General features: G+C 49.4%; 19 protein-coding genes and 1 riboswitch. Of the genes, 8 read left to right on the top strand and 11 right to left on the bottom strand.

Annotated elements, in window-relative coordinates:
* Positions 1–45: 45 nt before the first annotated feature.
* Positions 46–1,218: an ROK family transcriptional regulator gene (locus tag ACUUJN_RS22315; RefSeq protein WP_023990312.1), complete on the bottom strand. Its 1,173-nt coding sequence runs from the start codon at positions 1,216–1,218 to the stop codon at positions 46–48.
* A 133-nt stretch (positions 1,219–1,351) separates the two neighbouring features.
* Here ACUUJN_RS22315 and xylA point away from each other — a divergent pair, with 133 nt between their 5' ends.
* On the top strand, positions 1,352–2,668 hold the full coding sequence (gene xylA / locus ACUUJN_RS22310; protein WP_068938249.1) for a xylose isomerase: 1,317 nt from the start codon (positions 1,352–1,354) through the stop codon (positions 2,666–2,668).
* A gap of 48 nt (positions 2,669–2,716) precedes the next feature.
* Entirely contained in the window at positions 2,717–4,240 is a 1,524-nt protein-coding gene (gene xylB, locus ACUUJN_RS22305; protein WP_053326098.1) for a xylulokinase, read from the top strand.
* A 90-nt stretch (positions 4,241–4,330) separates the two neighbouring features.
* Here the strand turns inward: xylB and ACUUJN_RS22300 are convergent, their stop codons facing one another.
* From ACUUJN_RS22300 to ACUUJN_RS22290, 3 genes are read right to left on the bottom strand one after another with little or no spacing between them, the layout of a single operon-like run.
* The gene (locus ACUUJN_RS22300) at positions 4,331–4,507 is read right to left on the bottom strand and encodes a FeoB-associated Cys-rich membrane protein (RefSeq protein ID WP_023990309.1); all 177 of its coding nucleotides are present in this window, start codon (positions 4,505–4,507) and stop codon (positions 4,331–4,333) included.
* A 36-nt stretch (positions 4,508–4,543) separates the two neighbouring features.
* The gene (gene feoB / locus ACUUJN_RS22295) at positions 4,544–6,553 is read right to left on the bottom strand and encodes a ferrous iron transport protein B (RefSeq protein ID WP_341056696.1); all 2,010 of its coding nucleotides are present in this window, start codon (positions 6,551–6,553) and stop codon (positions 4,544–4,546) included.
* Positions 6,544–6,789 (bottom strand): FeoA family protein, encoded by a 246-nt coding sequence (locus tag ACUUJN_RS22290; RefSeq protein WP_016820309.1) that lies wholly within the window; start codon positions 6,787–6,789, stop codon positions 6,544–6,546. The genes feoB and ACUUJN_RS22290 overlap by 10 nt, the downstream gene beginning before the upstream one ends.
* Positions 6,790–7,069: 280 nt before the next feature.
* On the opposite strand from ACUUJN_RS22290, the gene ACUUJN_RS22285 reads away from it, so the two are divergent.
* Together ACUUJN_RS22285 and ACUUJN_RS22280 are read left to right on the top strand one after the other, a co-directional pair.
* Positions 7,070–8,197 carry a transglutaminase domain-containing protein gene (locus ACUUJN_RS22285; protein ID WP_484668937.1) on the top strand — a complete coding sequence of 376 codons (1,128 nt, stop codon included), beginning with the start codon at positions 7,070–7,072 and terminating at the stop codon, positions 8,195–8,197.
* A 47-nt stretch (positions 8,198–8,244) separates the two neighbouring features.
* Positions 8,245–9,621, top strand: a complete 1,377-nt coding sequence (locus ACUUJN_RS22280) for an MFS transporter (RefSeq protein WP_279835132.1) — start codon at positions 8,245–8,247, stop codon at positions 9,619–9,621.
* 118 nt (positions 9,622–9,739) lie between these two features.
* On the opposite strand, the gene ACUUJN_RS22275 is transcribed toward ACUUJN_RS22280, so the two are convergent.
* The 4 genes from ACUUJN_RS22275 to ACUUJN_RS22260 form a co-directional block, all read right to left on the bottom strand.
* A complete protein-coding gene (locus ACUUJN_RS22275) occupies positions 9,740–11,206 on the bottom strand; it encodes an amino acid permease (RefSeq protein ID WP_068938245.1) in 1,467 nt (488 codons plus the stop codon).
* Positions 11,207–11,340: 134 nt separating this feature from the next.
* A riboswitch (Lysine riboswitch) is annotated at positions 11,341–11,543 on the bottom strand.
* 121 nt (positions 11,544–11,664) lie between these two features.
* Positions 11,665–12,798: a virulence factor gene (locus ACUUJN_RS22270; RefSeq protein WP_023990304.1), complete on the bottom strand. Its 1,134-nt coding sequence runs from the start codon at positions 12,796–12,798 to the stop codon at positions 11,665–11,667.
* Between the two features lie 328 nt (positions 12,799–13,126).
* Complete coding sequence (locus ACUUJN_RS22265) at positions 13,127–14,359, bottom strand: MFS transporter (protein ID WP_484668936.1); 1,233 nt, start codon at positions 14,357–14,359, stop codon at positions 13,127–13,129.
* Positions 14,360–14,449: 90 nt separating this feature from the next.
* Positions 14,450–15,004, bottom strand: coding sequence for a MarR family winged helix-turn-helix transcriptional regulator (locus ACUUJN_RS22260; RefSeq protein WP_023990302.1), 555 nt, complete (start codon positions 15,002–15,004; stop codon positions 14,450–14,452).
* Between the two features lie 351 nt (positions 15,005–15,355).
* On the opposite strand from ACUUJN_RS22260, the gene ACUUJN_RS22255 reads away from it, so the two are divergent.
* From ACUUJN_RS22255 to ACUUJN_RS22240, 4 genes are all read left to right on the top strand, one after another.
* Positions 15,356–16,702 carry a cytochrome ubiquinol oxidase subunit I gene (locus tag ACUUJN_RS22255; RefSeq protein WP_023990301.1) on the top strand — a complete coding sequence of 449 codons (1,347 nt, stop codon included), beginning with the start codon at positions 15,356–15,358 and terminating at the stop codon, positions 16,700–16,702.
* A complete protein-coding gene (locus tag ACUUJN_RS22250; RefSeq protein WP_023990300.1) occupies positions 16,699–17,730 on the top strand; it encodes a cytochrome d ubiquinol oxidase subunit II in 1,032 nt (343 codons plus the stop codon). Before ACUUJN_RS22255 ends, ACUUJN_RS22250 begins: the two co-directional genes overlap by 4 nt.
* Before the next feature lie 6 nt (positions 17,731–17,736).
* Positions 17,737–17,847: a cytochrome bd oxidase small subunit CydS family protein gene (gene cydS, locus ACUUJN_RS22245; protein ID WP_007432143.1), complete on the top strand. Its 111-nt coding sequence runs from the start codon at positions 17,737–17,739 to the stop codon at positions 17,845–17,847.
* 211 nt (positions 17,848–18,058) lie between these two features.
* The gene (locus ACUUJN_RS22240; RefSeq protein ID WP_484668935.1) at positions 18,059–19,069 is read left to right on the top strand and encodes an MBL fold metallo-hydrolase; all 1,011 of its coding nucleotides are present in this window, start codon (positions 18,059–18,061) and stop codon (positions 19,067–19,069) included.
* A gap of 94 nt (positions 19,070–19,163) precedes the next feature.
* On the opposite strand, the gene isdG is transcribed toward ACUUJN_RS22240, so the two are convergent.
* The 3 genes from isdG to ACUUJN_RS22225 are packed head-to-tail and all read right to left on the bottom strand — an operon-like array spanning position 19,164 to position 21,302.
* Positions 19,164–19,514 (bottom strand): heme oxygenase, encoded by a 351-nt coding sequence (gene isdG, locus ACUUJN_RS22235; protein WP_061831483.1) that lies wholly within the window; start codon positions 19,512–19,514, stop codon positions 19,164–19,166.
* Between the two features lies 1 nt (position 19,515).
* Complete coding sequence (locus ACUUJN_RS22230) at positions 19,516–20,307, bottom strand: ABC transporter ATP-binding protein (RefSeq protein ID WP_484668934.1); 792 nt, start codon at positions 20,305–20,307, stop codon at positions 19,516–19,518.
* Positions 20,304–21,302 (bottom strand): FecCD family ABC transporter permease, encoded by a 999-nt coding sequence (locus ACUUJN_RS22225; protein ID WP_484668933.1) that lies wholly within the window; start codon positions 21,300–21,302, stop codon positions 20,304–20,306. Before ACUUJN_RS22225 ends, ACUUJN_RS22230 begins: the two co-directional genes overlap by 4 nt.
* Between the last annotated feature and the right edge of the window lie 4 nt (positions 21,303–21,306).

Raw genomic sequence — 21,306 nt, 5'->3', positions numbered from 1 at the left:
AAAGTGGGCGTACAGGAACCTAAGTGTTCCCGTACGCTTTTTTTCTTATAAAGATACGCGCACACGCCCGAGAAAAGGAGCTGTTGCTGCATAGGCGGCACCTAGCATCGTCGAACGGCTGCCAAGCGTGGAGAAACGGATCTGTAGTTGCCGACGGTGATAGGGCAGAGCACGTTCGTCAATCACTTCACGCATACTTTGCTCCAACCAAGGTCTGGCTTCCGCCAGTGGACCGCCGATGATAAGCATTCCGGGGTTGAGGCTGTTCACAATGTTGGTAATACCCACACCCAAATATCTCCCAATATCACTAAGGACGCTTAATGTACTCGCTTCACCTTGCTGAGCAAACGGCAGTAATTCCGCTGTATTATGTGCAGGCAGTTTCAATGTGGATGCTACATACGCCTTCTCCGAAGCATACAGCTCCCAGCAGCCGCGACTACCGCAGGAGCAGAGCCGTCCGTTCCAATCAATGGTCATATGACCCGTCTCTCCGGCGTACCCCCAAGCTCCTTGATACGGCTTGCCGTCAATGATAATCCCGGCCCCGATCCCGGACCCTGCACTGATGTAGACCAGATCCCGCACCAGCTGTCGGTGATCACCGTCCATACCATAGTACAACTCGCCCTGTGCGCCGACGTTGGCTTCGTTATCCACTACGACGGGCAGACCTAGCTCGGCCTCAAGCTGCTGCCGCAGCGGAACCTCTTCCCAGCCCAGATTGGGTGCGAACAAAACGGTTCCGGTTTCATCCACCATACCCGGTACCCCCAGCCCAATGCCGACGATACCATGAGGGGAGGGAGGAGTGACCTGCATGAGCTCCTGAACGAGCTTTCGAATCTGTTCCATAACAAAGGCGGGGTCATGCTGAGTTAGGGAAAAGGTAAGCTCAGTTTCAATGGTACCTGCCAGATCGGTCAGAGCGCCCTTGATGTACTGTACACTCACCTCAATACCGAGTACAAAGCCTGCACGGCTGTTGAACAGTAGCATCAAAGGCTTACGCCCGCCGCTGGATTCCCCTAATCCCGTCTCATACACAAGTCCATCGGTGATGAGCTCTGCCACCAGATTGGAAACGGTGGCCTTGTTTAATCCAGTTTGACTGGATAACTGTGCCCGGGATAGCGGAGCATGAAGGCGAATACGCTCCAGCACAATGGATTTATTCAGCTTTTTGACAAGCGCCTGATCGCCAGTGACATTCATGTTAATTCACTTCCTGTTGGTGTAATTCCTGATATTATATCATAAAAACAAACTTAGTTTAAGCAATAGACAAAGTCTTTTAGCTGTGCTAGAATCGTTTTTGTAAACGTTTACTATAAAGGAGGAACTTATAATGGCTTATTTCGAACAGGTATCTAAAATTAACTTTGAGGGCAAGCAATCCGACAATCCTTTTGCGTTCAAATTTTATAATCCACAGGAAATTGTAGCGGGAAAAACGATGGAGGAGCATTTGCGTTTTAGCATGGCCTATTGGCATACACTGGTTGCAGGCGGCTCTGATCCTTTTGGTGTAGAAACAGCGGAACGTCCATGGTCCAAGTTTACCGGGCTGGATTTGGCGAAGGCACGTGTAGAAGCTGCCTTTGAGCTACTGGATAAGCTGAATTTACCTTATTTTGCTTTCCACGATGTGGATATTGCACCAGAAGGCGCGTCATTGAAGGAATTTTACAGCAATTTGGATACCATCGTGGATCTGATTGAGGAACATATGAAAGCTACGGGGAAAAAACTGCTGTGGAATACGGCGAACATGTTTAGCCATCCACGTTATTTGCATGGAGCTGCGTCGACTTGCAATGCAGATGTATACGCACACGCAGCTGCTCAGATTAAAAAAGGGTTGGAAGTGGGCAAACGTCTGGGCGCGGATAACTATGTTTTCTGGGGAGGCCGTGAAGGCTACGAAACACTGCTGAACACGGATTTGAAGCTGGAGCAGGACAATTTGGGACGTATGTTCCATATGGCCGTAGACTATGCGCGTGAAATTGGCTTTGACGCTCAGTTCCTGATTGAGCCAAAACCGAAGGAGCCAACTAAGCATCAGTATGATTTTGATGCGGCGACGACGATTGCCTTCCTGCAAAAATATGATCTGGATCAGCATTTCAAGCTTAATCTGGAAGCTAATCATGCAACTTTGGCGGGGCATACTTTTGATCATGAAGTACGTGTAGCACGGATTAACGGCATGCTGGGATCACTGGATGCAAATCAGGGAGATTTGCTGCTGGGTTGGGATACGGACGAATTCCCGGTTGATCTGTATGATGCCACACTGACTATGTATGAAGTGCTGCAAAATGAAGGCTTGGGCCGCGGTGGTATCAACTTTGATGCCAAGGTGCGCAGAGCATCATTTGAGCCAGAAGACTTGTTCCTTGCGCACATCGCAGGTATGGATACGTATGCGAAGGGACTGAAGGTAGCCGCCAAACTGATCGAAGATCGTGTGTTTGAAAACTTTATTGAGAAGCGCTACAGCAGCTTTAAAGAAGGTATTGGAGCAGACATCGTATCCGGAAAAGCAACACTTGCTTCTCTGGCTGAATATGCTCTGGCGAACGAAACACCACGCAAAAATGTATCCGGTCGTCAGGAATATCTGAAAGCAACATTAAATCAATACATTTTGGCTGACTAGTGCCAGAACTTATAAGGGCAGTACGATAACAGGGAAGGAGGAACTCCAATGCAGGAGAAGCTAAATCAGGAGCAGGAACGCTATGTCATCGGCGTAGATTTGGGTACCAGCGCGGTCAAAACGGTGCTGGTTAACCGCAAGGGGCAGGTGTCTTATGAAACCTCCCAGTCTTATCCGCTCCATCAGCCAAAGGCGGGGTATAGCGAACAGCACCCTGAGGACTGGGTCAGTGGCACGTTAGCATCACTAAAACAGCTTGTGGAGAAGGCTGGAATCGGCGGCACAGATGCCGTGGACGGTATTAGCTTTTCGGGACAGATGCACGGGCTTGTGCTGACTGACAAGGAAGGCCAAGTGCTTCGTCCGGCTATTCTGTGGAATGACACGCGTACAACAGCACAATGCCGTCGTATTGAAGAAAAGCTCGGATCGGAGCTGCTGAACATCGCACGTAATCGCGCGCTGGAAGGCTTCACGCTGCCCAAGCTGCTGTGGGTGCAGGAGCATGAGCCAGACGTGCTGGCCCGTGCGGCACATTTTATGCTGCCCAAGGATTATGTGCGCTACTGTCTGACAGGAGAGCTGGCGACGGAGTATTCGGATGCGGCGGGCACGCTGCTGCTGGATATTGCGAACAAGCAGTGGAGCGAAGAGATCGCTGCCGCGTTTGACCTACCGTTGTCGCTGTTCCCGCCGCTAGTGGAATCCTTTGATCAGACGGGTACGCTACTGCCGGAGATTGCGGAGCAGAGCGGGCTTTCGCCTGAAACGAAGGTCTTTGCAGGTGGTGCGGACAACGCATGTGGCGCGATTGGCGCCGGCATTTTGAGCGAAGGCCGCACCCTGTGCAGTATCGGCACCTCAGGGGTTGTACTTTCTTATGAGGAACGCAAGGATATTGATGTGCAGGGGCGGGCGCATTTTTTTAATCATAGTGAGCAGGATGCTTATTATATTATGGGGGTTACGCTCGCGGCCGGATACAGCTTGACTTGGTTTAAGGATACCTTTGCACCAGGGCATTCTTTTGATGCACTGTTGGCAGATGTGAACTCTATTGAGCCGGGCAGCCAAGGGCTGCTGTTCACGCCTTATATCGTCGGCGAACGTACACCTCATCCAGATGCAACCATTCGAGGCAGCTTTATCGGGATGGATGCGGGGCATAAGTTTGCGCATTTTACACGGGCGGTACTGGAGGGAATTACGTTTTCGCTCAAGGAATCCATTGATATTCTCAGAGGAACGGGCAAAACGGTGAACGAAGTCATTTCCATCGGCGGCGGTGCGCGTAATGAGGCATGGCTGCAAATGCAGGCAGATATTTTTAATGCGGATATCATCAAGCTGGAAAGCGAGCAGGGACCTGCCTTGGGGGCGGCCATGCTGGCTGCTTATGGTAGTGGCTGGTTTGAATCTCTGCAAGCGTGTGCTGAAGCTTTTTTGCGTGAAGCAGCGAGATATTCGCCAAACCCGGAACATGTGGCACGGTATGAAGGCCTATACGAACTGTACCGTGAAGTTTACCTGCATACGCGAGAGCTAAGTGAGCATTTGGCAGTATATCGCTGAATACGGTGAGTTTTGAGCGTAAATGAAAAGCGGCTTCGGGTGTAAGAAACCCCCGGAGCCGCTTTTTTTTCATGTGATGATGAGTTTGAATTAAATACTTTTCTCGATTTTCGCATGATCTTCATTCATAGAACTCCCGGCACAGCCAGGACATGACTTGCTCGACGAACACCCCGCACAGGCGCCTTGACGGCTTTTTCGCAAAAATCGTACCAGCACCCACGCACTATAACCGAGGATCGCCAATAAAATGATGATATTGATCATGGAATCCACTTCCTTTTATTTACTGTAGGGCCTGACTTAACCCCAACCTAATAATCTGCCACATTGATAGATCAAGACGGCGATGATATATGCGACGGTCAAAGGATAGATCACAGAAAATGCGGTCCAACGCCACGAAAGGGTTTCTTTACGAATGACCGCTACCGTAGCCAGACACGGAACATACAACAGAATGAACACCATAAAGCTAAAAGAGGCAAGCGGTGTAAAGGCCTGTCTGACTTGTAGTTCAAGTCCCTGCATATCAGGAACGTGGTAAATAATATTCATCGTTGATACGACAACTTCCTTGGCCATAAAGCCCGTGAGTAGGGAAGCACCTGCTTGCCAGGTGCCAAAACCGAGAGGGGCCAGTAATGGAGCGAACCAACCTCCAACGGTGGCAAGCAGGCTGTCATCCATGTCTGCCCCGAAGCCCTGCGGACCGAAATTGGACAAGAGCCAGATGCCAACGGAACCTGCAAGAATAATGGTTCCAGCTTTACGGACGAAGCCTTTGACCTTCTCCCATGTGCTGCGGAATAGTGTAAGAGCCTGCGGCACTCGATAGGGAGGAAGTTCCACGATGAAGAGGGAGGGCTCACCCGACAAAATGGATACTTTGGAAAAAATTTTGGCAAGTATAAGTGAAACGATGATTCCTAACACATACATCAGCATGATGATGCTTGCCGCATGTGTTGGGAAAAACACACCCGCAAACAACGCATATACCGGCAGGCGGGCCGAACACGACATAAAGGGCACCAGCAACGTTGTAATGAGACGTTCTCTGGGCTGTTCAATGGTGCGTGCTGCCATAATCGCAGGGACATTGCAGCCAAATCCGATGATAAAGGGAATGAAGCTTTTCCCGTTCAAGCCAACGGCTTGCATCAGGCGATCCATTAGTATCGTGACCCGTGCCATATACCCGGAGTCTTCGATCACTGAAATTATCAGAAATAAAATAGCAATTTGAGGCAGAAAAACAAGCACACCCCCGACTCCAGCCACGATGCCGTCCACGACTAGACTTTGCGTAAAAGCGGACGCGTTCAAGTGAACGAGTAACTCAGAAATCCAAGTGCTGAGTGTCCCTGAAAAAAATCCATCCAGCATATCTGAAAGGATCGTACCCGCCCAATCGAAGGTGAACTTGAAGGTAGCGTACATCAGCAGCAAAAAGATCGGAATCCCCAGATACCGGTGAGTTAATAGTGCATCCAGCCTATCCGTCAGGCTGTGCGGTCTGAGTTTGGAGGTGTCGAGTGCCTTGGTGCACAGATCAGCAATCCATGCTGTTCGTACAGAACGAATATGCTGAGCAGGGGTGATGGCATGGCCTTCACCGAGAAGTTCTTCCTCGCAACGGTGGATGCGCACAGTTACTTGTTCACGCTGTACCTCATTCGTCATCCATTCCATGACGACAGGATTGCCTTCCAGACATTGCAGTGCGGCCCACCGCAGTTGCGGCACAGGTGCATTTGGCAGCAAGTCGCAAATATCGGTAATAGCAGCTTCAACGGCAGGGCCGTAGTCCAATTGAAAAGCATTGGATGTACGTCTTACCTCCCGAAGAGAAGCGAGCATTTGCTTACTTCCACTGCCTGTACGCGCCACCATAGGAATGATGGGAACGTTCAACTGATCGGCTAACAATTCCTTGTTTACACGAAGACCCGTGGCATCGGCTACGTCAGTCATGTTTAAGCCAAGTACAAGCGGACGGCCATACTCCAGTAGTTGTACGGTTAGATAGAGATTACGCTGGAGCTGGGAGGCATCCACAATGTTGATCAGGGCCGTAGGAGGTTCTTCCAGCAAATATCGAGTTGCGACACCTTCATCCAGCGAAAGAGGGAGTAAAGAGTAGGCGCCCGGCAAATCCACCAATACGGCAGACTTGTCACGCAGGATTCCTGTTTTCTTTTCCACTGTGACGCCGGACCAGTTTCCTACTTCTGCATACGTACGAGTCAGCTTGTTGAATAATGAGGTTTTTCCTGTGTTGGGATTACCGAATAGAGCGATCATGTCCATGTTGGAACAACCTCCAGTTGCTTCACTTGATTTTGACGGAGGCCAACCAGCTGGCCGTTGCATTCAATGACGATAGGACCGCCCAATAAACTGATTTTCTTTAATCGTATGATGGAACCTTCGTTGATACCCATATCTGTTAAGCGGCGGCGCAATGAGGGATGAAGAGGGGCAAGAGATTGCAAACGCACAGTCTGACCCAGTGGCGTACGAAGGAGTGAGATACATTCTGGCATGGTGCTCAGCCTTTCTGATCTAGAATGAGAATCAATATCATTTACTTCCGATGCCAGTACCATATCATGAGGAAACCTAGATTGCTGTGATAAAACTCTCTGCGAACGACAAGTCTGCTCATTGTCCCATCTGTTATATAGGCGAGTATAATGTCACACCCTGTCTTGAACTGCTCCCTTACTCGTCTGCAACCGACAAAACTAGAGCGTTTGGGGCAACTGTTTTTATGGTAAGATATAGCTGTTTACAACTATGCTAAGAAGGGCAGGAACGCTCTGTATGAACAGAAAAATCGGGGTTAGGCTTGTAAAATGTCTGGTTGCGGGTGCAGCGCTGGCTGTGTTGCTGCCGCAGGCTGTGGAGTGGGGTAGCAATGTGTATGCGGCATCGACCAAGCCGGCTCCATCCGTATCATCGCAGCAGCTTCAGAACAAGCTTTTACAGGCAATGGCTACGCGGAGTGAAACGCTGACCTTTACATATCAAGGGCGAGTGAACGGTCTCAAGCAACAATTACAGACGGCCATCCAACAGGCCATGGAGAGCGATCCGTATGTGAATTATACGATCAAAAGCTACGCATTCAGCTATACAGGCACAACGACCTCCGCTCAGGTTACGATTCGTCTAAGCTACCGGGAGACGAAGGAACAGACAGCATATGTGGATAGCACAGTTAAAGCAGTGCTGGGGGATATTATTACGAAGGGAATGACGGATCATGAGAAGGTAAAGGCCATTCATGATTGGATCGTCGTTCGCCTGAAGTATGATGAAGCACAACAAAAGTACACAGCCTATGATGGCCTGAAAACGGGAAGCACAGTCTGTCAGGGTTATTCACTGTTGGCCTATAAAATGCTGGAACGTGCAGGCATTACGAACCGGATTGTGGAAGGAAGAGCAGGGGGCCAGCTGCATGCCTGGAATCTTGTTTTATTAGATGATCGATGGTATCACATGGATACGACATGGGATGATCCAACCCCGGATCGCGCGAACGAGGTAAGCACTTCATATTATCTGTTGACGGATACCGAAATGCGACGGGATCACTCATGGGTAAAGCCGTATCCTCAGGCGAATACATCGTATCGTGAAACCTTATCAGTTCTGGTGGCTACCGGAGGATCAAAGGCTGCTGTGTATCAAAAACTGTACAATACCCTCGAATATCCGCTGCAAGACGGCAAGGGTCTGGTTAAAACATCCGCCGACATTAAGGAACAGGTGCGTAAGATTGTAAATAAGGGAGGGACGACACTTACCTTTGCCTATCAGGGAACGGAGCGAAGTCTCAAGGAGGATTTACAATCCTTATATCAACTCGGTTTAAAATCCATTTCCTATCAGATTACGGATCTAGGAAGTACCGGCAATCTTCGTGTAACCCTGAAATGGACCTAATCATCTTGCTGTAAAAAGCTACATTAACAAAGGAGTATTCTATTTATATGCACAAGCGTTCCTTTACCTACTTGCTTGGCACGCAGACTATGTCCAATGCGGCCGACATTCTTTACATTATGGCACTTGTGTCTCTGGTTTTTCATGAAACGGACTCGATCTTCTCTTCGGTACTCGTCCCGTTGCTGCGAATGGGGGCACAGATGATCAGCGGCTTTTTAGCACCGCTCATTTTGGTCCGATTCCAGCTTCCTTTTATTTTATTCGTTTCTCAGTTCGGGCAATTGGCTTTCTTTGCTGTTCTGCTGGGCCACTTGTGGTCAGCGGGTACGGAGCCGATATGGGTGATGGTGTTTACGTTGGTGGCAGCCATGTCCTTTCTGGACGGATGGACCACGCCTGCGCGTAATGCGCTGATTCCCCGCCTTGCGTCTGGGGAAGGACTCATGCGGGCAAACAGTCTGGTATCGGTCAGCGACCAGACGGTGCAATTAGCGGGATGGGGGCTTAGTGGTGTGCTCGTAGCCATGCTAGGCTCGGAAAAAACACTACTGGTGGCTGGCGGGCTGTATATGGTAGCAATGATCTTCACCAGCCTGATTCGAGATCCACTAGAGGGCAAAGCCCATTATTTGCTGCAACCTGGAACAAGGGTGCGAGGTGGAGATGTCTCAGTTTCCGAAGCTGTAACTGAGTCCGGGCAAGGGCATCATGACTTGCCTCCTGCACGGTTGGAAGATACACTGTATGGCCCGGAATCAGAGAGCACCGCACTACCTCCCAAACGTAAAAAGGAAATACTCCGTGAAGGCTGGAGCCTCATCGGAGCCAGTCGCAGACTGAAAGCTCTTATTTTTATGGATATGATTGACCTTCTAGGGGGTTCGGTTTGGGTAGGCGCGTTCACGCTTGCTTTCGCTCAGCAGGTTTTGCACAAGAGCGAGGCATGGTGGGGATACATCAATGCAGCGTATTTTGCAGGAGCGATTGGCGGCGGCATCGTTGTCCTCGCCTGCGTCAAGCATTTGCAGCGTAGACTGCTGCCCGCCATGCTGGCGGGGATGGTAGGCTACGGGCTGCTGACAGCGTGGTATGCACTGAACACATTACCGCCGCTGACACTGCTTATCGTGTTGTTGATGGGACTACCTGCGGAAATGTCCGTCGTATCCCGCCGCACGATGATGCAAATGAGTGTGTCCGTACATGATTTGCCCAAGGTGCTGTCTGCCCAGGCCACACTGACAAGTTTGACCTTTTGTATATCGCTGCTGTTAATGGGCTGGATTGCAGATCATCTGGGCATCGTTAATTTGTACTTGTTTTCTGCAGTGCTGACGCTGATTGCTGTTATATACGGTATTTTTAGTCGTCGTGCCTTATCCATGTCTTTGTCAGCTTCATTGGAACCTTCCTCCAAATAAACAGAAAAAGCCCGTCTCCGGGCATATACAGGTGAAAATGCGGATAAACGGTCTTGGACCAGGTTTACCAGCGTGTTTTCCCTGATATGTGGAGACGGGCTTTTTTTACTGTTTTCTATTATTTATCCGAAGAAGCATCTGGACTCAAATCACATTCTTTTAACGGAACGATTTTAGTACGTTTGATCCATTTGTAGCCGAGCCACAGCAGAAGGAACAGCGGCACACTCATATACGTAGCGATCATCGTTTTCCAGTCAATCTCCTGTCCGGTGAAGGCATCCGCCCCTTGCCCGATAATGACAATGATACACAGAGCGAAGGCGAACAACGGCCCAAACGGGAACCAGCGGGCTTTGTATGGCAGCTCACTTAGACTGTGACCCTGTGCAGTAAAGGCACGACGGAAACGATAATGGCTGACCGCAATCCCGACCCACGTAATAAATCCACACATTCCGGAGGCATTCAGCAGCCAGTTATAGACTACACCGTCTCCATACAGAGAGGCGAGAAAGGCCAGCATACCGACAGCGGTCGTGATCAGAAGCGCGTTCATAGGAATGCCGCGTCTATTGATATGTCCGAGGAAACGCGGGGCTTTACCTTCCCGTGCCAAAGCGTACAGTACCCGAGTTGCCGCGTACATACCCGAGTTACCTGCCGACAATACGGAAGTCAAAATAACGGCGTTCATAACAGAAGCAGCAATCGCAAGCCCTGCTTTTTCAAATACGAGCGTGAACGGGCTGACCCCGATGTCACTGATGTCTCCCCGCAGCAGATTCGGATTAGTGTACGGAATGATCAATCCAATCACGAGAATCGCGAGAATATAAAAGAACAGGATGCGCCAAAAGATTTGACGGATGGCGCTCGGCACATTTTCACGCGGATTTTCGCTCTCTCCAGCGGCTACCCCAATCAGCTCCGTTCCCTGAAAGGAAAAGCCCGCTGCCATGAATACGCCCAATACAGCAAAGAATCCGCCATGGAACGGGGCGTCTCCTACCGTGAAGTTGGCAAAGCCGATCGCAGGGCCACCCATAATGCCAAAGATCATCAGCACACCTACAGTCAAAAAGATGACGACGGTCACAATTTTAATCATGGCGAACCAGTATTCAGACTCACCGTAGCCTTTGACGGTCAACGCGTTCAGCGCGAAGATTACGGCTAGGAATAACAGACTCCACCAGGCAGAGTGGCTTTCCGGGAACCAGTATTTGATGAGCACGGTCGCTGCTGCCAATTCGGCAGCAATCGTCACCGCCCAGTTGTACCAGAAGTTCCAGCCCATGGCGAAACCAAAAGCCGGATCGACGAAGCGACCTGCATAGGTGTTAAAAGAGCCAGATTCAGGCATAAATGTAGCCAACTCACCGAGGCTGGTCATGAGGAAGTAGACCATGAGACCAACTGCTGCATAAGCCAGCAGGGCACCACCGGGTCCAGCTTCGGCAACCGCGCCTCCACTGGCGAGGAACAGACCTGTTCCGATAGAGCCGCCGAGGGCGATCATCGTCATATGGCGGGCTTTGAGACTTTTACGCAAGGTTGCGTCAGGTGTTGCTTTGTGTTGCACGTTCAAACACTCCTTCATGAAATTGTATTTCATGTCAGGGCAAGAGCCAGAAGGAGGGGGAGTATATAAATCAAAAAACCGCAGGGAATACGCCTGCGGTCTTGTCTATGCATTCCGCACCATACCTTCTTCTATAACAAGATAGCTCAACACACGTGTCTGTGTTAGGACAGCGTGTGACAGTTCTGCTCCTTTCGGTTAGCAGCCCCAGCATTCGGAGTATTTACAAAGAGTCAGCTCCGCATACTTCGGCGGGTGTACCTTTCCACTGGAATCTCAGACGGCTCTTATCGTCTCCTCCGGTGTACTGATTACATCCGCGACCTCTACCTCATCATAAAACAGGGTTGATGAGGTGTATGACATGATATTTTATTGTATAGCGAACTACAGTATATCGTACCTGTACATCTTCTGACAATCGACAATTTTTTGAAAATCACTCGTAGAATCTTAAATTAAGAGTTCCGCTTGGCCATCTGCTGCCAAACTGTTCCCGCCGCTTGTTCGCCTGATTCGATGCGCTCCAGCGCCATTTTAGCCTGTAGACTAACCTCGAATTCGGGATCATCGACGGCCTTCTCCAGCGCATCACGCGCATCCTCAGTTCCAACCTCGTATAAAAAACGTGCCGCCCGCCAGCGCACCAACTTGCTGCTATCCGACAGGGCTCCGATCATTGCGCTGGTAGCGACCGGGTCGCCGATGTCCGACAACGTGTCGCCTGCGGTGCGGCGTACTGCCGCTGAAGGATCGCGCAGTGCCTCGGCTAGCAGATCCATCGCCTCCGGTGAGCGAATATCGCCCAGATAGACGACGCCCAGCCGCCGCAGCTGCATTTTGTCGTCATGCAGCGCTTGCCGGATAAGCGGCAAATGCTCGGGCGTCGGTTCCAGCCGATCCAGCGCAGCGTAGCGTGTGCGCCAATCCTCGTGCTGCAGGGCCTGCCCCAACTCGGCATCGCTCCACTCGCGGCGTTCCTCCACGAATTCGCTGTTGTTTGCGCCGTGGGCAATCGCCTGTTGGATAATCTGCTCCAGCCGCTCTTGCGGAAAGGCAGCTTCCAGTTCCTGCTCGACCTCGCGTGCAATGTCCGGTAGTTCACCATAGCGGACGCCGTAATCACTCAGCTTGCGTTCCTTAATCAGCGTTGCACTCGCTACACGGGTAACGGCTTGCACAAAGCGGTCGGACAAGGAAATTCGTTCCTCCTGCTGCCCCGCCTTGACTCGAATTTGCATAGGAATGCCGCGAAAAAATTGCACAAAAACCTGTGCCTCGCCAAATGCTTCTCCAGAGGTTTCCTCTGGCAAATCCCAATTGGCGTCAGCGCCTTCCTCGCCTAGCCGATCCCGGACTTGACCCAAAATGGTGGACCAGTCTGCATTCCCTTTGCGGTCAAGGGCCACAAAGTCGGTCGTGTGAAACACGCTTTTGACCCCTTCAATGCCCAGCATGCGCCGGATAAATGGAGGAGCGGAACGCTCATTGTCCCGTGTATATGTTCTGCGGATACCCGCTTCCAGTCGCTCATCCAGATGCAGCATCATGGTGTTCGGACTGGGAGTTGGCTCGATAGATGTTATTTTCATAGCTCAGTACAGCCTCCTGTTCAAAAGTTCTCCATATATAGCTTATCTGTATTGTAACTCATTCTGCGAATGTCTCCAAAGAGAAGTTCGTGTTTCCGAGGAAAACACAATGACATATCTCACACTAATTCATGTGAACATGGCTGATGAATATGGAGGTTTTTTTAATAAAAACAGGATGCTATATAAGCCGAACTCGAAAAATTAACATGAAAACGGAGTGGCGGAATGGTGCTGTGCAAGCGTAGCGGTGGCGATGGGAAGCACCATCCGACTGCGCAGTGGCGCTATAGGTAGCTTTTAAGTTTGGTTTATAGTTTGATGCTGTCTATGCATTCCGCTTCAGCGGATCGTTCTGGTGGTTGCGAATGAGCAGGGAGGCGATAAAGCCTAGAGACAGAACAGCTGCCAGCAGCATAAATGTAGTCGTCTGATTACCGCCATTATCCATCAAGCGAATGGAAAGCACAGGAGCTAGACTTGTACCGGCAAACAGGATGAAGGTATATAGTGAGACAGCTATAGCCCTCGCTGCGCCGCCGAGCTGGCCGACGATTGCTATGAGTGAAGGAACACTCAGGGCAATGCCGCTGACAAAGCATACACTCAACACCACGATAGTCATAAGAGAGTGTGTCATTCCCATCAGCGCCAAACTCAGAATGGAAAGAATAAGAGCTGTACGTAATATAAGGTGCACACCGTATTTCTGGGCTAGCTTTCCGGCGAATGGTGAAAGGAGCATGCCGATGATACCAGCGGATCTGACATAAAGCATCTGTCGGCTATTCAGGCCAAATTCAGGGCCGCCAAGATAGCTACCCAAAACCGTATACATGCTCACAAAGGACATCAGGAGAACAAAAGCAACCGTATAGCTTAACCATAAAGGATACGAGCGCAGAACGGTCCCCAACTGACTGAAAGCTGACCAAATGCGAACACCTCGTTGAGGGGAGGGGGTTTTAGGCAGGAAAAAAAGGACGATTAGGAAGGTAATTGCATATAAAATGCCTAGCATCCGAAATACCGGATTCCACCCCATTTGCTCGCTAATGACAATACTAAATACCTGACCAGCGATACCTGCTACTAGAAAACCGGTGCTGATAAAGCCGATAGCCGTTACCCGTTTTTCGGTCGGGAACATATCGACAGCGTATGCAAGAGCAACGGGAGAAAAGGTGGCCGCAGCTAAACCCTGAAGCAAGCGCAGTGTAACTAATACAGAATACTGACTGGTTAGGCTGAGGGATAACGAAATAATCGTTAATGCGAGCAGTCCGGTGACGATAACCTGCTTTCGTCCAAAGCGGTCAGACAATCCACCATAAACAAGACATCCCGCCGCAAAGCCTAAGGAAAAGATACTGCCCGGCAGGGCTGCTTCAGCAAGCGTTTTTCCAAACACTTTAGCAAAAAGAGGGACCAAAGGGATCGTCACATACAGGCTGGACATAACGGCAACCGCTGACCAGCATAGGATTACAGTCATCCATGCATAAGGGAGAGCCACATTTTCTTTCTGTATAACGGTATGATTGGTTCGTAATTTACTCATCAATTGAACACTCCTTGATCATAAAATAAGCAGCTTGTTGATACGCACAATTAAATATATTAGATAACCTAATTATATGTTTAAAAAAATTTATCTGCCCACCCCCAATCTGCCTTCCATATGATGATGGATTTTTTCTATAATCCGCGAAAAAACGACCTGCTCCTCTGGCTCCAAAATACTCGCTAGAGAAGCACAGGAAGACCAAAATACAGGAAGCACCTGCTGTACAAGATGAGTCCCCGCTTCTGTAATGCGTACATGAATTTTGCGTCGATCTGTAGAATTATGTTCTCTGATAATCCATCCTCGTTGCTCTGTCCAGTCCAAGATTGATGTAACAGATGCACGACGGATTCCCAGACGGTCGGCAATCATAGAGGGGCTCATCTGAGCCTGAGATTGGTGCAGTGTCAACAGCAACAACAGATCTAGCTTACTCTCTGTGAGACCGTAGGCAGATAGATCTAGATCGATCGCGTCCAGCACGTTATCACCCGTCCACAGCAAGAAGAGACCAATGCGGGCAAGTTGTCGGTCCGTTCCTGCAAGGGCAGTTTGATCCATTAACTCCAGATAAGGTTCTGGACCCAGACGGGGAAGGGGTTGCTGGACGGTGTCCCGCTTACTTTGTTTTGGTGGCATAAGGTCACTCTTTTCATATAATTAGGTTATCTAACTATATATCAATATAACGTATTGAAATGCATAAGACAATATCTAAAAAGAAATACGGCTACATTCAATACAGAAGCAGGGTTAAAACTCGGAAGAATGAACCAAACTGTGAATAGGTTACCAAAATGCGCCAATAGATAAGTGAAGGAGGCGTTCCTATGTTCCGCAAGCAGGAAAGAACGCTCATTATTGTATGTATAGTAATTGCGGCCATTATGCTATATGCCGTAATTAAAAGCATAGCTCGCTTGACTCCTTAGTTGGTAATCCAGAGTGATCCGCGATGTTTAAAATGTGAAATAAAGGAGTGAAACCCATTTGTCTTCACTGGACCCTGTATTGCTAAGCCGGATGCTGACCGGAATTACCCTGTTTGTTCATATCGTATTTGCATCCATCGGCGTTGGCGTACCCTTAATGATTGCACTAGCAGAATGGCGTGGGCTGCGAACCGGTGATCCGCATTATACACTGCTGGCCCGACGGTGGGCGCGAGGGTTTGTCATTACCGTTGCCGTGGGTGTCGTTACAGGCACCTCCATTGGTCTACAGCTCAGCTTGCTTTGGCCCACCTTTATGCGGGTGGCTGGACAAGCGATTGCGCTGCCCCTGTTTTTGGAGACGTTTGCTTTTTTCATCGAAGCTATATTCCTGGGCATCTACTTGTATACCTGGGATCGGTTTAAAAGCAAATATTTTCACCTGATGCTGCTCATCCCGGTAGCGATTGCCTCATCTGCATCAGCGGTTTTTATTACGACTGTGAACTCGTTCATGAACCAACCTCAAGGTTTTACACTCAAAAATGGAGTCATGACTGATATTCATCCCATCCAGGCCATGCTAAATCCGGCTACCCCGACTAAAGTTTCTCATGTACTGGCTTCTTCGTATACATTGAGCGCTGGGGTGCTGATGGGACTGGCGGCTTACAGCATGCTGAGGGGACGTAATCACCCTTATTTCAAAAAGGCGCTGAAGCTGACTGCCACCTGTACCATTGTGTTTGCCATCAGTACCGTGATGATTGGAGACGCATCCGGTAAATTTCTGGCCAAATATCAGCCAGAGAAGCTGGCCGCCGCCGAATGGCATTTTGATACGATGACGCACGCGCCCTTCGTATATGGCGGATATATGGATAAGAACGGTGAAATCAAGTATGCGCTGAAAGTGCCTTATGCACTTAGTGTGTTGGCCGGGAACCTGCCCAGTACGGAGGTCAAGGGCTTAAATGATTATCCCGTAGATGAGCGTCCGCCACTGTCTATCCATTATATGTTTGACCTCAAAATCACTACAGGGGTGCTGATTCTCGTCATTCCACTGTTATATCTGATCCGCAAGCGTTTGCCAGGTCGCAAACCATACCCCAGATGGCTGCTGTTGGCGCTCATTCTGGTGGGGCCGATGGCGATGGTAGCTATTGAGCTCGGATGGATGTTTGCGGAGGTCGGTAGACAGCCGTGGATTTTACGCGGATATATGAAAGTCTCCGAAGCAGCGACCACTTCTACGAGTGTCGGGTGGATGCTGGTGTTGTTTGTTATTTTGTATCTGGTGTTGTGTTTCTCGGCCATTAAGGTACTCAGCAAGCTATTCCGCAATAAGGATGCGGTAGAAGAGATAAGGCAGCTGGGCCTGGAAGGGGCTGAAGGCAAGTGAGCTATGAGATTGTAGGTATCGCCATTTTGTGGACGTTCCTGTTCGGATATTTGCTTGTGGCATCCATTGATTTTGGTGCAGGGTTTTTCAGCTTTTACAGTGTGTTAACAGGCCACCAGAACAAAATCCACAATATCATTCAACGGTATCTGTCCCCGGTGTGGGAGGTAACAAACGTATTTCTCATCTTTTTTGTGGTGGGATTAAACGGGTTCTTCCCGGATGCGGCATATTACTATGGTACGGCGTTACTCGTTCCCGGCAGTATTGCGATTGTGCTTCTTGCCATCCGAGGAGTGTATTATGCATACAATACGTATGGGCATTCCGGTAAAAATAATATCGTCTACATGGCGTTATACGGTGCGACAGGGTTGCTGATTCCGGCGGCACTATCCACGGTTCTTGCCATTTCGGAAGGCGGCATTATTGTAGAAAACAGCACAGGTGTTCATCTGCAATGGGGCCAGCTATTAAGCAACCCCTACACGTGGGCGGTTATTATTCTGGCGCTGGTGAGTGTATTGTATATCTCGGCGATGTTTTTGTCCTTTTATGCCAAAAGGGCAGGGGACAAGGTTGCTTTCGAAATCGTACGAGGGTACGCGTTGCTCTGGAGTGCTCCTACGATTTTGGCGAGTCTGCTCGCATTTTTTCAGATTAACAAACAAAATCCAGATCATTTTACCAATATGCTGAACATAGCCTGGATGTTTGTTGCATCCTTCATATGCTTTGCGGGAGCAGTTTATCTGGTATGGCAGCGGCGGCATCTAGGGGTTTCATTCATATTGGTGATGCTGCAATTTGCATTTGCCTGGTATGGCTACGGCCGCTCGCATCTCCCGTATGTTCTGTATCCCTACATTAATGTCTACGACAGCTTTACAAATTCTACGATGGCGTATGCATTGATTACGGCGTTTGTTGCGGGTCTGCTGGTGCTGATCCCTTCGCTAATCCTGATATTAAGATTGTTTCTGTTCGATGCAAAATATGTGCGCGGACATGAAGGGAAGAAAGGGTGAGTTAGAGTGGCTGCTTTCGAGCATTTTACGATTATGTACGAGTCACCTATCATTATTGTCGTGGCGATTGTGTTTTTGTTTATTTATTCGGCACGCTTTAAAAATCCACAAGACTGACAACAACAGGTGGAACAGGCCTTCCTGATTGATTCGGGAGGTCTGTTTTTGCTGTATTATCGCAGAATTTCCTTTACAGACGTGATTGAATTATACTTTACATATATCAGGATGTTGCATCATTTTATGTTCACACTCGAGTGACAATATATAGTTAAATTGAACCGCTGCGTTTTTTGGAAAACGGGTTCATCAGGGAGGGAGCTGCATCATGCCCAAAGTTCGTTTTAACAATATGGATCATGTAAATACCGATAAAACAATCAAGCAATTCAGACAATGGCGGCAGGAGCGACGCAGCAAAATAAAGGATTATACATTCGTTGTGCCAAACCATCCCCCGGAGCTGGAGTTCCTGCATAGCAATCGGGAGATGGCGACAGCGACCTGGGTGGGACATTCCACCTTTTTCATCCAGTATCTTGGGCTGAATATCGTCACCGATCCGGTATGGGCAGAGCGTATGGCTCTTGATAAAAGGTTGGCTCCGCCCGGCATTCGTATTCAGGATGTACCACCACTGGACATCATTCTGCTGTCTCATTCACATTATGATCATTTACATTTAGAATCGTTGCGGAAATTATATCGTGCAGATACGCTGATGCTCGTACCCATGGGGTTAAAGGCGAAAATGATCCGCAAAGGTTTTCGTAACTGTCATGAGCTGCAATGGTGGGAGCATTTTACGGTAGGAGGGGTGCGATTTACGTTTGTTCCAGCCCAGCATTGGACACGACGCACGCCGTTTGATACGAACACTTCGCATTGGGGGGGATACGTTCTGCAAAATGAGCAGCAGGTGATTGGCTCTGCCACGTCCGTCACGGAACCTCATCCTCATTCGAATACAGATTCAGAGCATACACCGACGTTGTATTTTGTGGGAGACACTGGATATTTTCGTGGGTTTAAGGAGATTGGCGAGCGCTTTGCCATTGACCTGACCTTTATGCCGATTGGTGCGTATGAACCGGAATGGTTCATGACCTCGCAGCATGTGACACCGGAGGAGGCATTGCAAGGGTTTGTAGATTGCGGCGCAGATCAGATGATTCCGATGCACTACGGAGCCTTCAAGCTGGCGGATGATACGCCAAGAGAGGCGCTGGATCGTCTCGAAGCGGAGCGTGAGCGTATGGGTATTGCGAAGGAACGCATTCATGTTCTGGGGCACGGAGAGACGCTGAAAATTGGACGTCGCTGCTCAACTACAATCTGAGGAATTCGACATAATCCTTATAGAAAAAGCGACTCTGCGGACAATTGATATTGTCTGCGGAGTCGCTTTTTTTGTTTTTAGCTATAATGCAGGATTAAACTGCTTCGGAATCACTTGCCAAAGAGGAATCGCTGTTGGCGATGGGATGACGAACGATTTTAACTTCATAGAACGTGATTTTATTTTCAATAATATAGTCCGGAATTTGACGATGGCTATGGGATTCGCGGAACGCTTCGCTTTTCGTCCAGCCTTGGAAGTTCTCTTTTTCTTTCCAGCGTGTACTGATGGTTACTTCCTCATAATCTTTCGTGTTTTCAGTCAGCAGTACTTCCAGACCGAGAAAGCCCTCCATTTTTTCAACTTTTCCTTCTTTGTTAAATCTTTCGATGAGTAAATGTGCATTGCCCGGTGTGATTTTAGATGTATTTGTAACGATAACCATATTAAATTCCTCCTGAATGATGTGGTATGGTCGGTATAATAACCGGATAGCCATCCTCAAATTTGATGGTAGCGTTCATTTCATAAATGTCGCGAAGAAAAGCAGACGTCAAAATCTCACGGGGTTCGCCGGCAACGGCGATTCGTCCCTTTTTAAGTGCAATCATATGATGACAATAGGCCGCAGCTTGCTGCAAATCATGCAGTACCATAACAATCGTCAAGCCGGACTCGTGATTGATACGCCGCAGCATATCCATAACTTCAAATTGGTGGGCGATATCCAGAAAAGTGGTCGGTTCATCGAGCAAAAGAATACCTGTTTGTTGGGCCAAGGCCATTGCAATTCGTGCTTTTTGTTGTTCACCTCCCGATAGAGTATGGAACATCCGATCTGCATAGGGCTGTATGCCCGTGATCTTCATGACATGGTCCACGATTTGCTGGTCCTGTCCGGTATGGCGTACCCTCAAGCCCTTGGCATGAGGAGATCTTCCGTAAGCGACCAGCTCGCGGACCGTCAATAACGGCAGCATATCCTTCATTTGCGGTAGCATTGTAATCGTCTGGGCAAAATCACGCCGCTTGTATTCCTGCACGGGCTTGCCGAGGACGGAAACCTGACCCTGATCCTGCTTGAGCAGCCGGGTCATGATCCGCAAAAGCGTGGACTTGCCTGAACCGTTCGGTCCGACGATCGCAGTGAGCTGACCAGCGGGCAAGGTGATATTCACATCGTCCAGCTTGAAATACCCATGTTGTAAGGAGATATGCTTACCCTGAATGGCTGTCATCCGAAACTCCCCCGTTTCTTGAGCAGGATTAAGAAGAACGGTGCCCCGATGACGGCCAGCAAAATACCTACAGGCAGTTCAATCGGGTCAAACCAGGATCGCGCCACCGTATCTGCGAGAACAACCAGCGTTCCGCCGCCCACAATGGAAAGGGGAAGGAGGAACCGATAATCTTCCCCGATCAGCAGCCGTATGACATGGGGAACGACCAGTCCTACAAAGCCGATCAACCCGGCTACACTGACTGCTGTACCGGCAAGCAGGGCAGAAAGCAGGATAATGAGCATGCGTTGAAGCTCTACTCGCTGGCCCAGCAGCTGTGCTGAATCGTCGCCCAGCAGCAGTAAATTAGCAGGTTTAATCGCAAAGAAAGAGGCGATTAATCCAATGATGGCGTAAGGAGCCATGAACTCTAGATGATGCCAGCTTCGTCCGTTTAATCCGCCGGATAGCCAAGGAAGAACGGCCTGTACGCGGTCGCTGTACATGACCATTACGCCGTTAGTGAGTGCGCCCAGCAGCGCGTTGATCGCAACGCCAGCGAGCACAATTTTAACAGGCGATGCCCCTCGGTCCCAAGCCAGCAGATAAATGACGATTGCGCTCAGAAAGGCTCCCAAAAAGGCGGTTATCGGAAGAAGGTAGCTGAGATGTGGAAGCATCACCATCGTAATGACGGCGGCAAGTCCACCTCCAGCCGATACACCAATAATGCCAGGGTCAGCCAATGGATTTTTCATAACACCTTGAAGAAGTGCTCCGGAAGCTGCAAGACAAGCTCCTACGAGTAAACCTACTAATACTCTGGGTAGCCGGAGATCCATCAGGATCGTGCGATATGTAGAATCATCATTATGTAGCAAAACATGATTGATTTCTTGAAGTGGAATCGACACCGAACCGTAGGCCAGACCGTACACAGAGACGGCCAGCAGTAGAATCGGAAGGGTAATCCAGGCGATGGTGCGTCTTCTGGCGCGCTGTAGTTTGTTCATCTCC

This window comes from Paenibacillus sp. LRG-1 (assembly GCF_057220305.1).
The sequence above is the reverse complement of the archived record's forward strand: the minus strand, read 5'-3'. Positions and strand labels throughout refer to the sequence as shown.

Excerpts from the sequence above, each read along its gene's own strand:
- ACUUJN_RS22285 (WP_484668937.1), top strand. The coding sequence starts at position 7,070 with ATGAACAGAAAAATCGGGGTTAGGCTTGTAAAATGTCTGGTTGCGGGT.
- ACUUJN_RS22230 (WP_484668934.1), bottom strand. The coding sequence starts at position 20,307 with ATGACAGCCATTCAGGGTAAGCATATCTCCTTACAACATGGGTATTTC.
- ACUUJN_RS22240 (WP_484668935.1), top strand. The coding sequence starts at position 18,059 with ATGCCCAAAGTTCGTTTTAACAATATGGATCATGTAAATACCGATAAA.
- ACUUJN_RS22265 (WP_484668936.1), bottom strand. The coding sequence starts at position 14,359 with ATGAGTAAATTACGAACCAATCATACCGTTATACAGAAAGAAAATGTG.
- feoB (WP_341056696.1), bottom strand. The coding sequence starts at position 6,553 with ATGGACATGATCGCTCTATTCGGTAATCCCAACACAGGAAAAACCTCA.
- ACUUJN_RS22300 (WP_023990309.1), bottom strand. The coding sequence starts at position 4,507 with ATGATCAATATCATCATTTTATTGGCGATCCTCGGTTATAGTGCGTGG.
- xylB (WP_053326098.1), top strand. The coding sequence starts at position 2,717 with ATGCAGGAGAAGCTAAATCAGGAGCAGGAACGCTATGTCATCGGCGTA.
- ACUUJN_RS22290 (WP_016820309.1), bottom strand. The coding sequence starts at position 6,789 with ATGCCAGAATGTATCTCACTCCTTCGTACGCCACTGGGTCAGACTGTG.
- isdG (WP_061831483.1), bottom strand. The coding sequence starts at position 19,514 with ATGGTTATCGTTACAAATACATCTAAAATCACACCGGGCAATGCACAT.
- ACUUJN_RS22270 (WP_023990304.1), bottom strand. The coding sequence starts at position 12,798 with ATGAAAATAACATCTATCGAGCCAACTCCCAGTCCGAACACCATGATG.
- xylA (WP_068938249.1), top strand. The coding sequence starts at position 1,352 with ATGGCTTATTTCGAACAGGTATCTAAAATTAACTTTGAGGGCAAGCAA.
- ACUUJN_RS22225 (WP_484668933.1), bottom strand. The coding sequence starts at position 21,302 with ATGAACAAACTACAGCGCGCCAGAAGACGCACCATCGCCTGGATTACC.
- ACUUJN_RS22280 (WP_279835132.1), top strand. The coding sequence starts at position 8,245 with ATGCACAAGCGTTCCTTTACCTACTTGCTTGGCACGCAGACTATGTCC.
- ACUUJN_RS22260 (WP_023990302.1), bottom strand. The coding sequence starts at position 15,004 with ATGCCACCAAAACAAAGTAAGCGGGACACCGTCCAGCAACCCCTTCCC.
- ACUUJN_RS22315 (WP_023990312.1), bottom strand. The coding sequence starts at position 1,218 with ATGAATGTCACTGGCGATCAGGCGCTTGTCAAAAAGCTGAATAAATCC.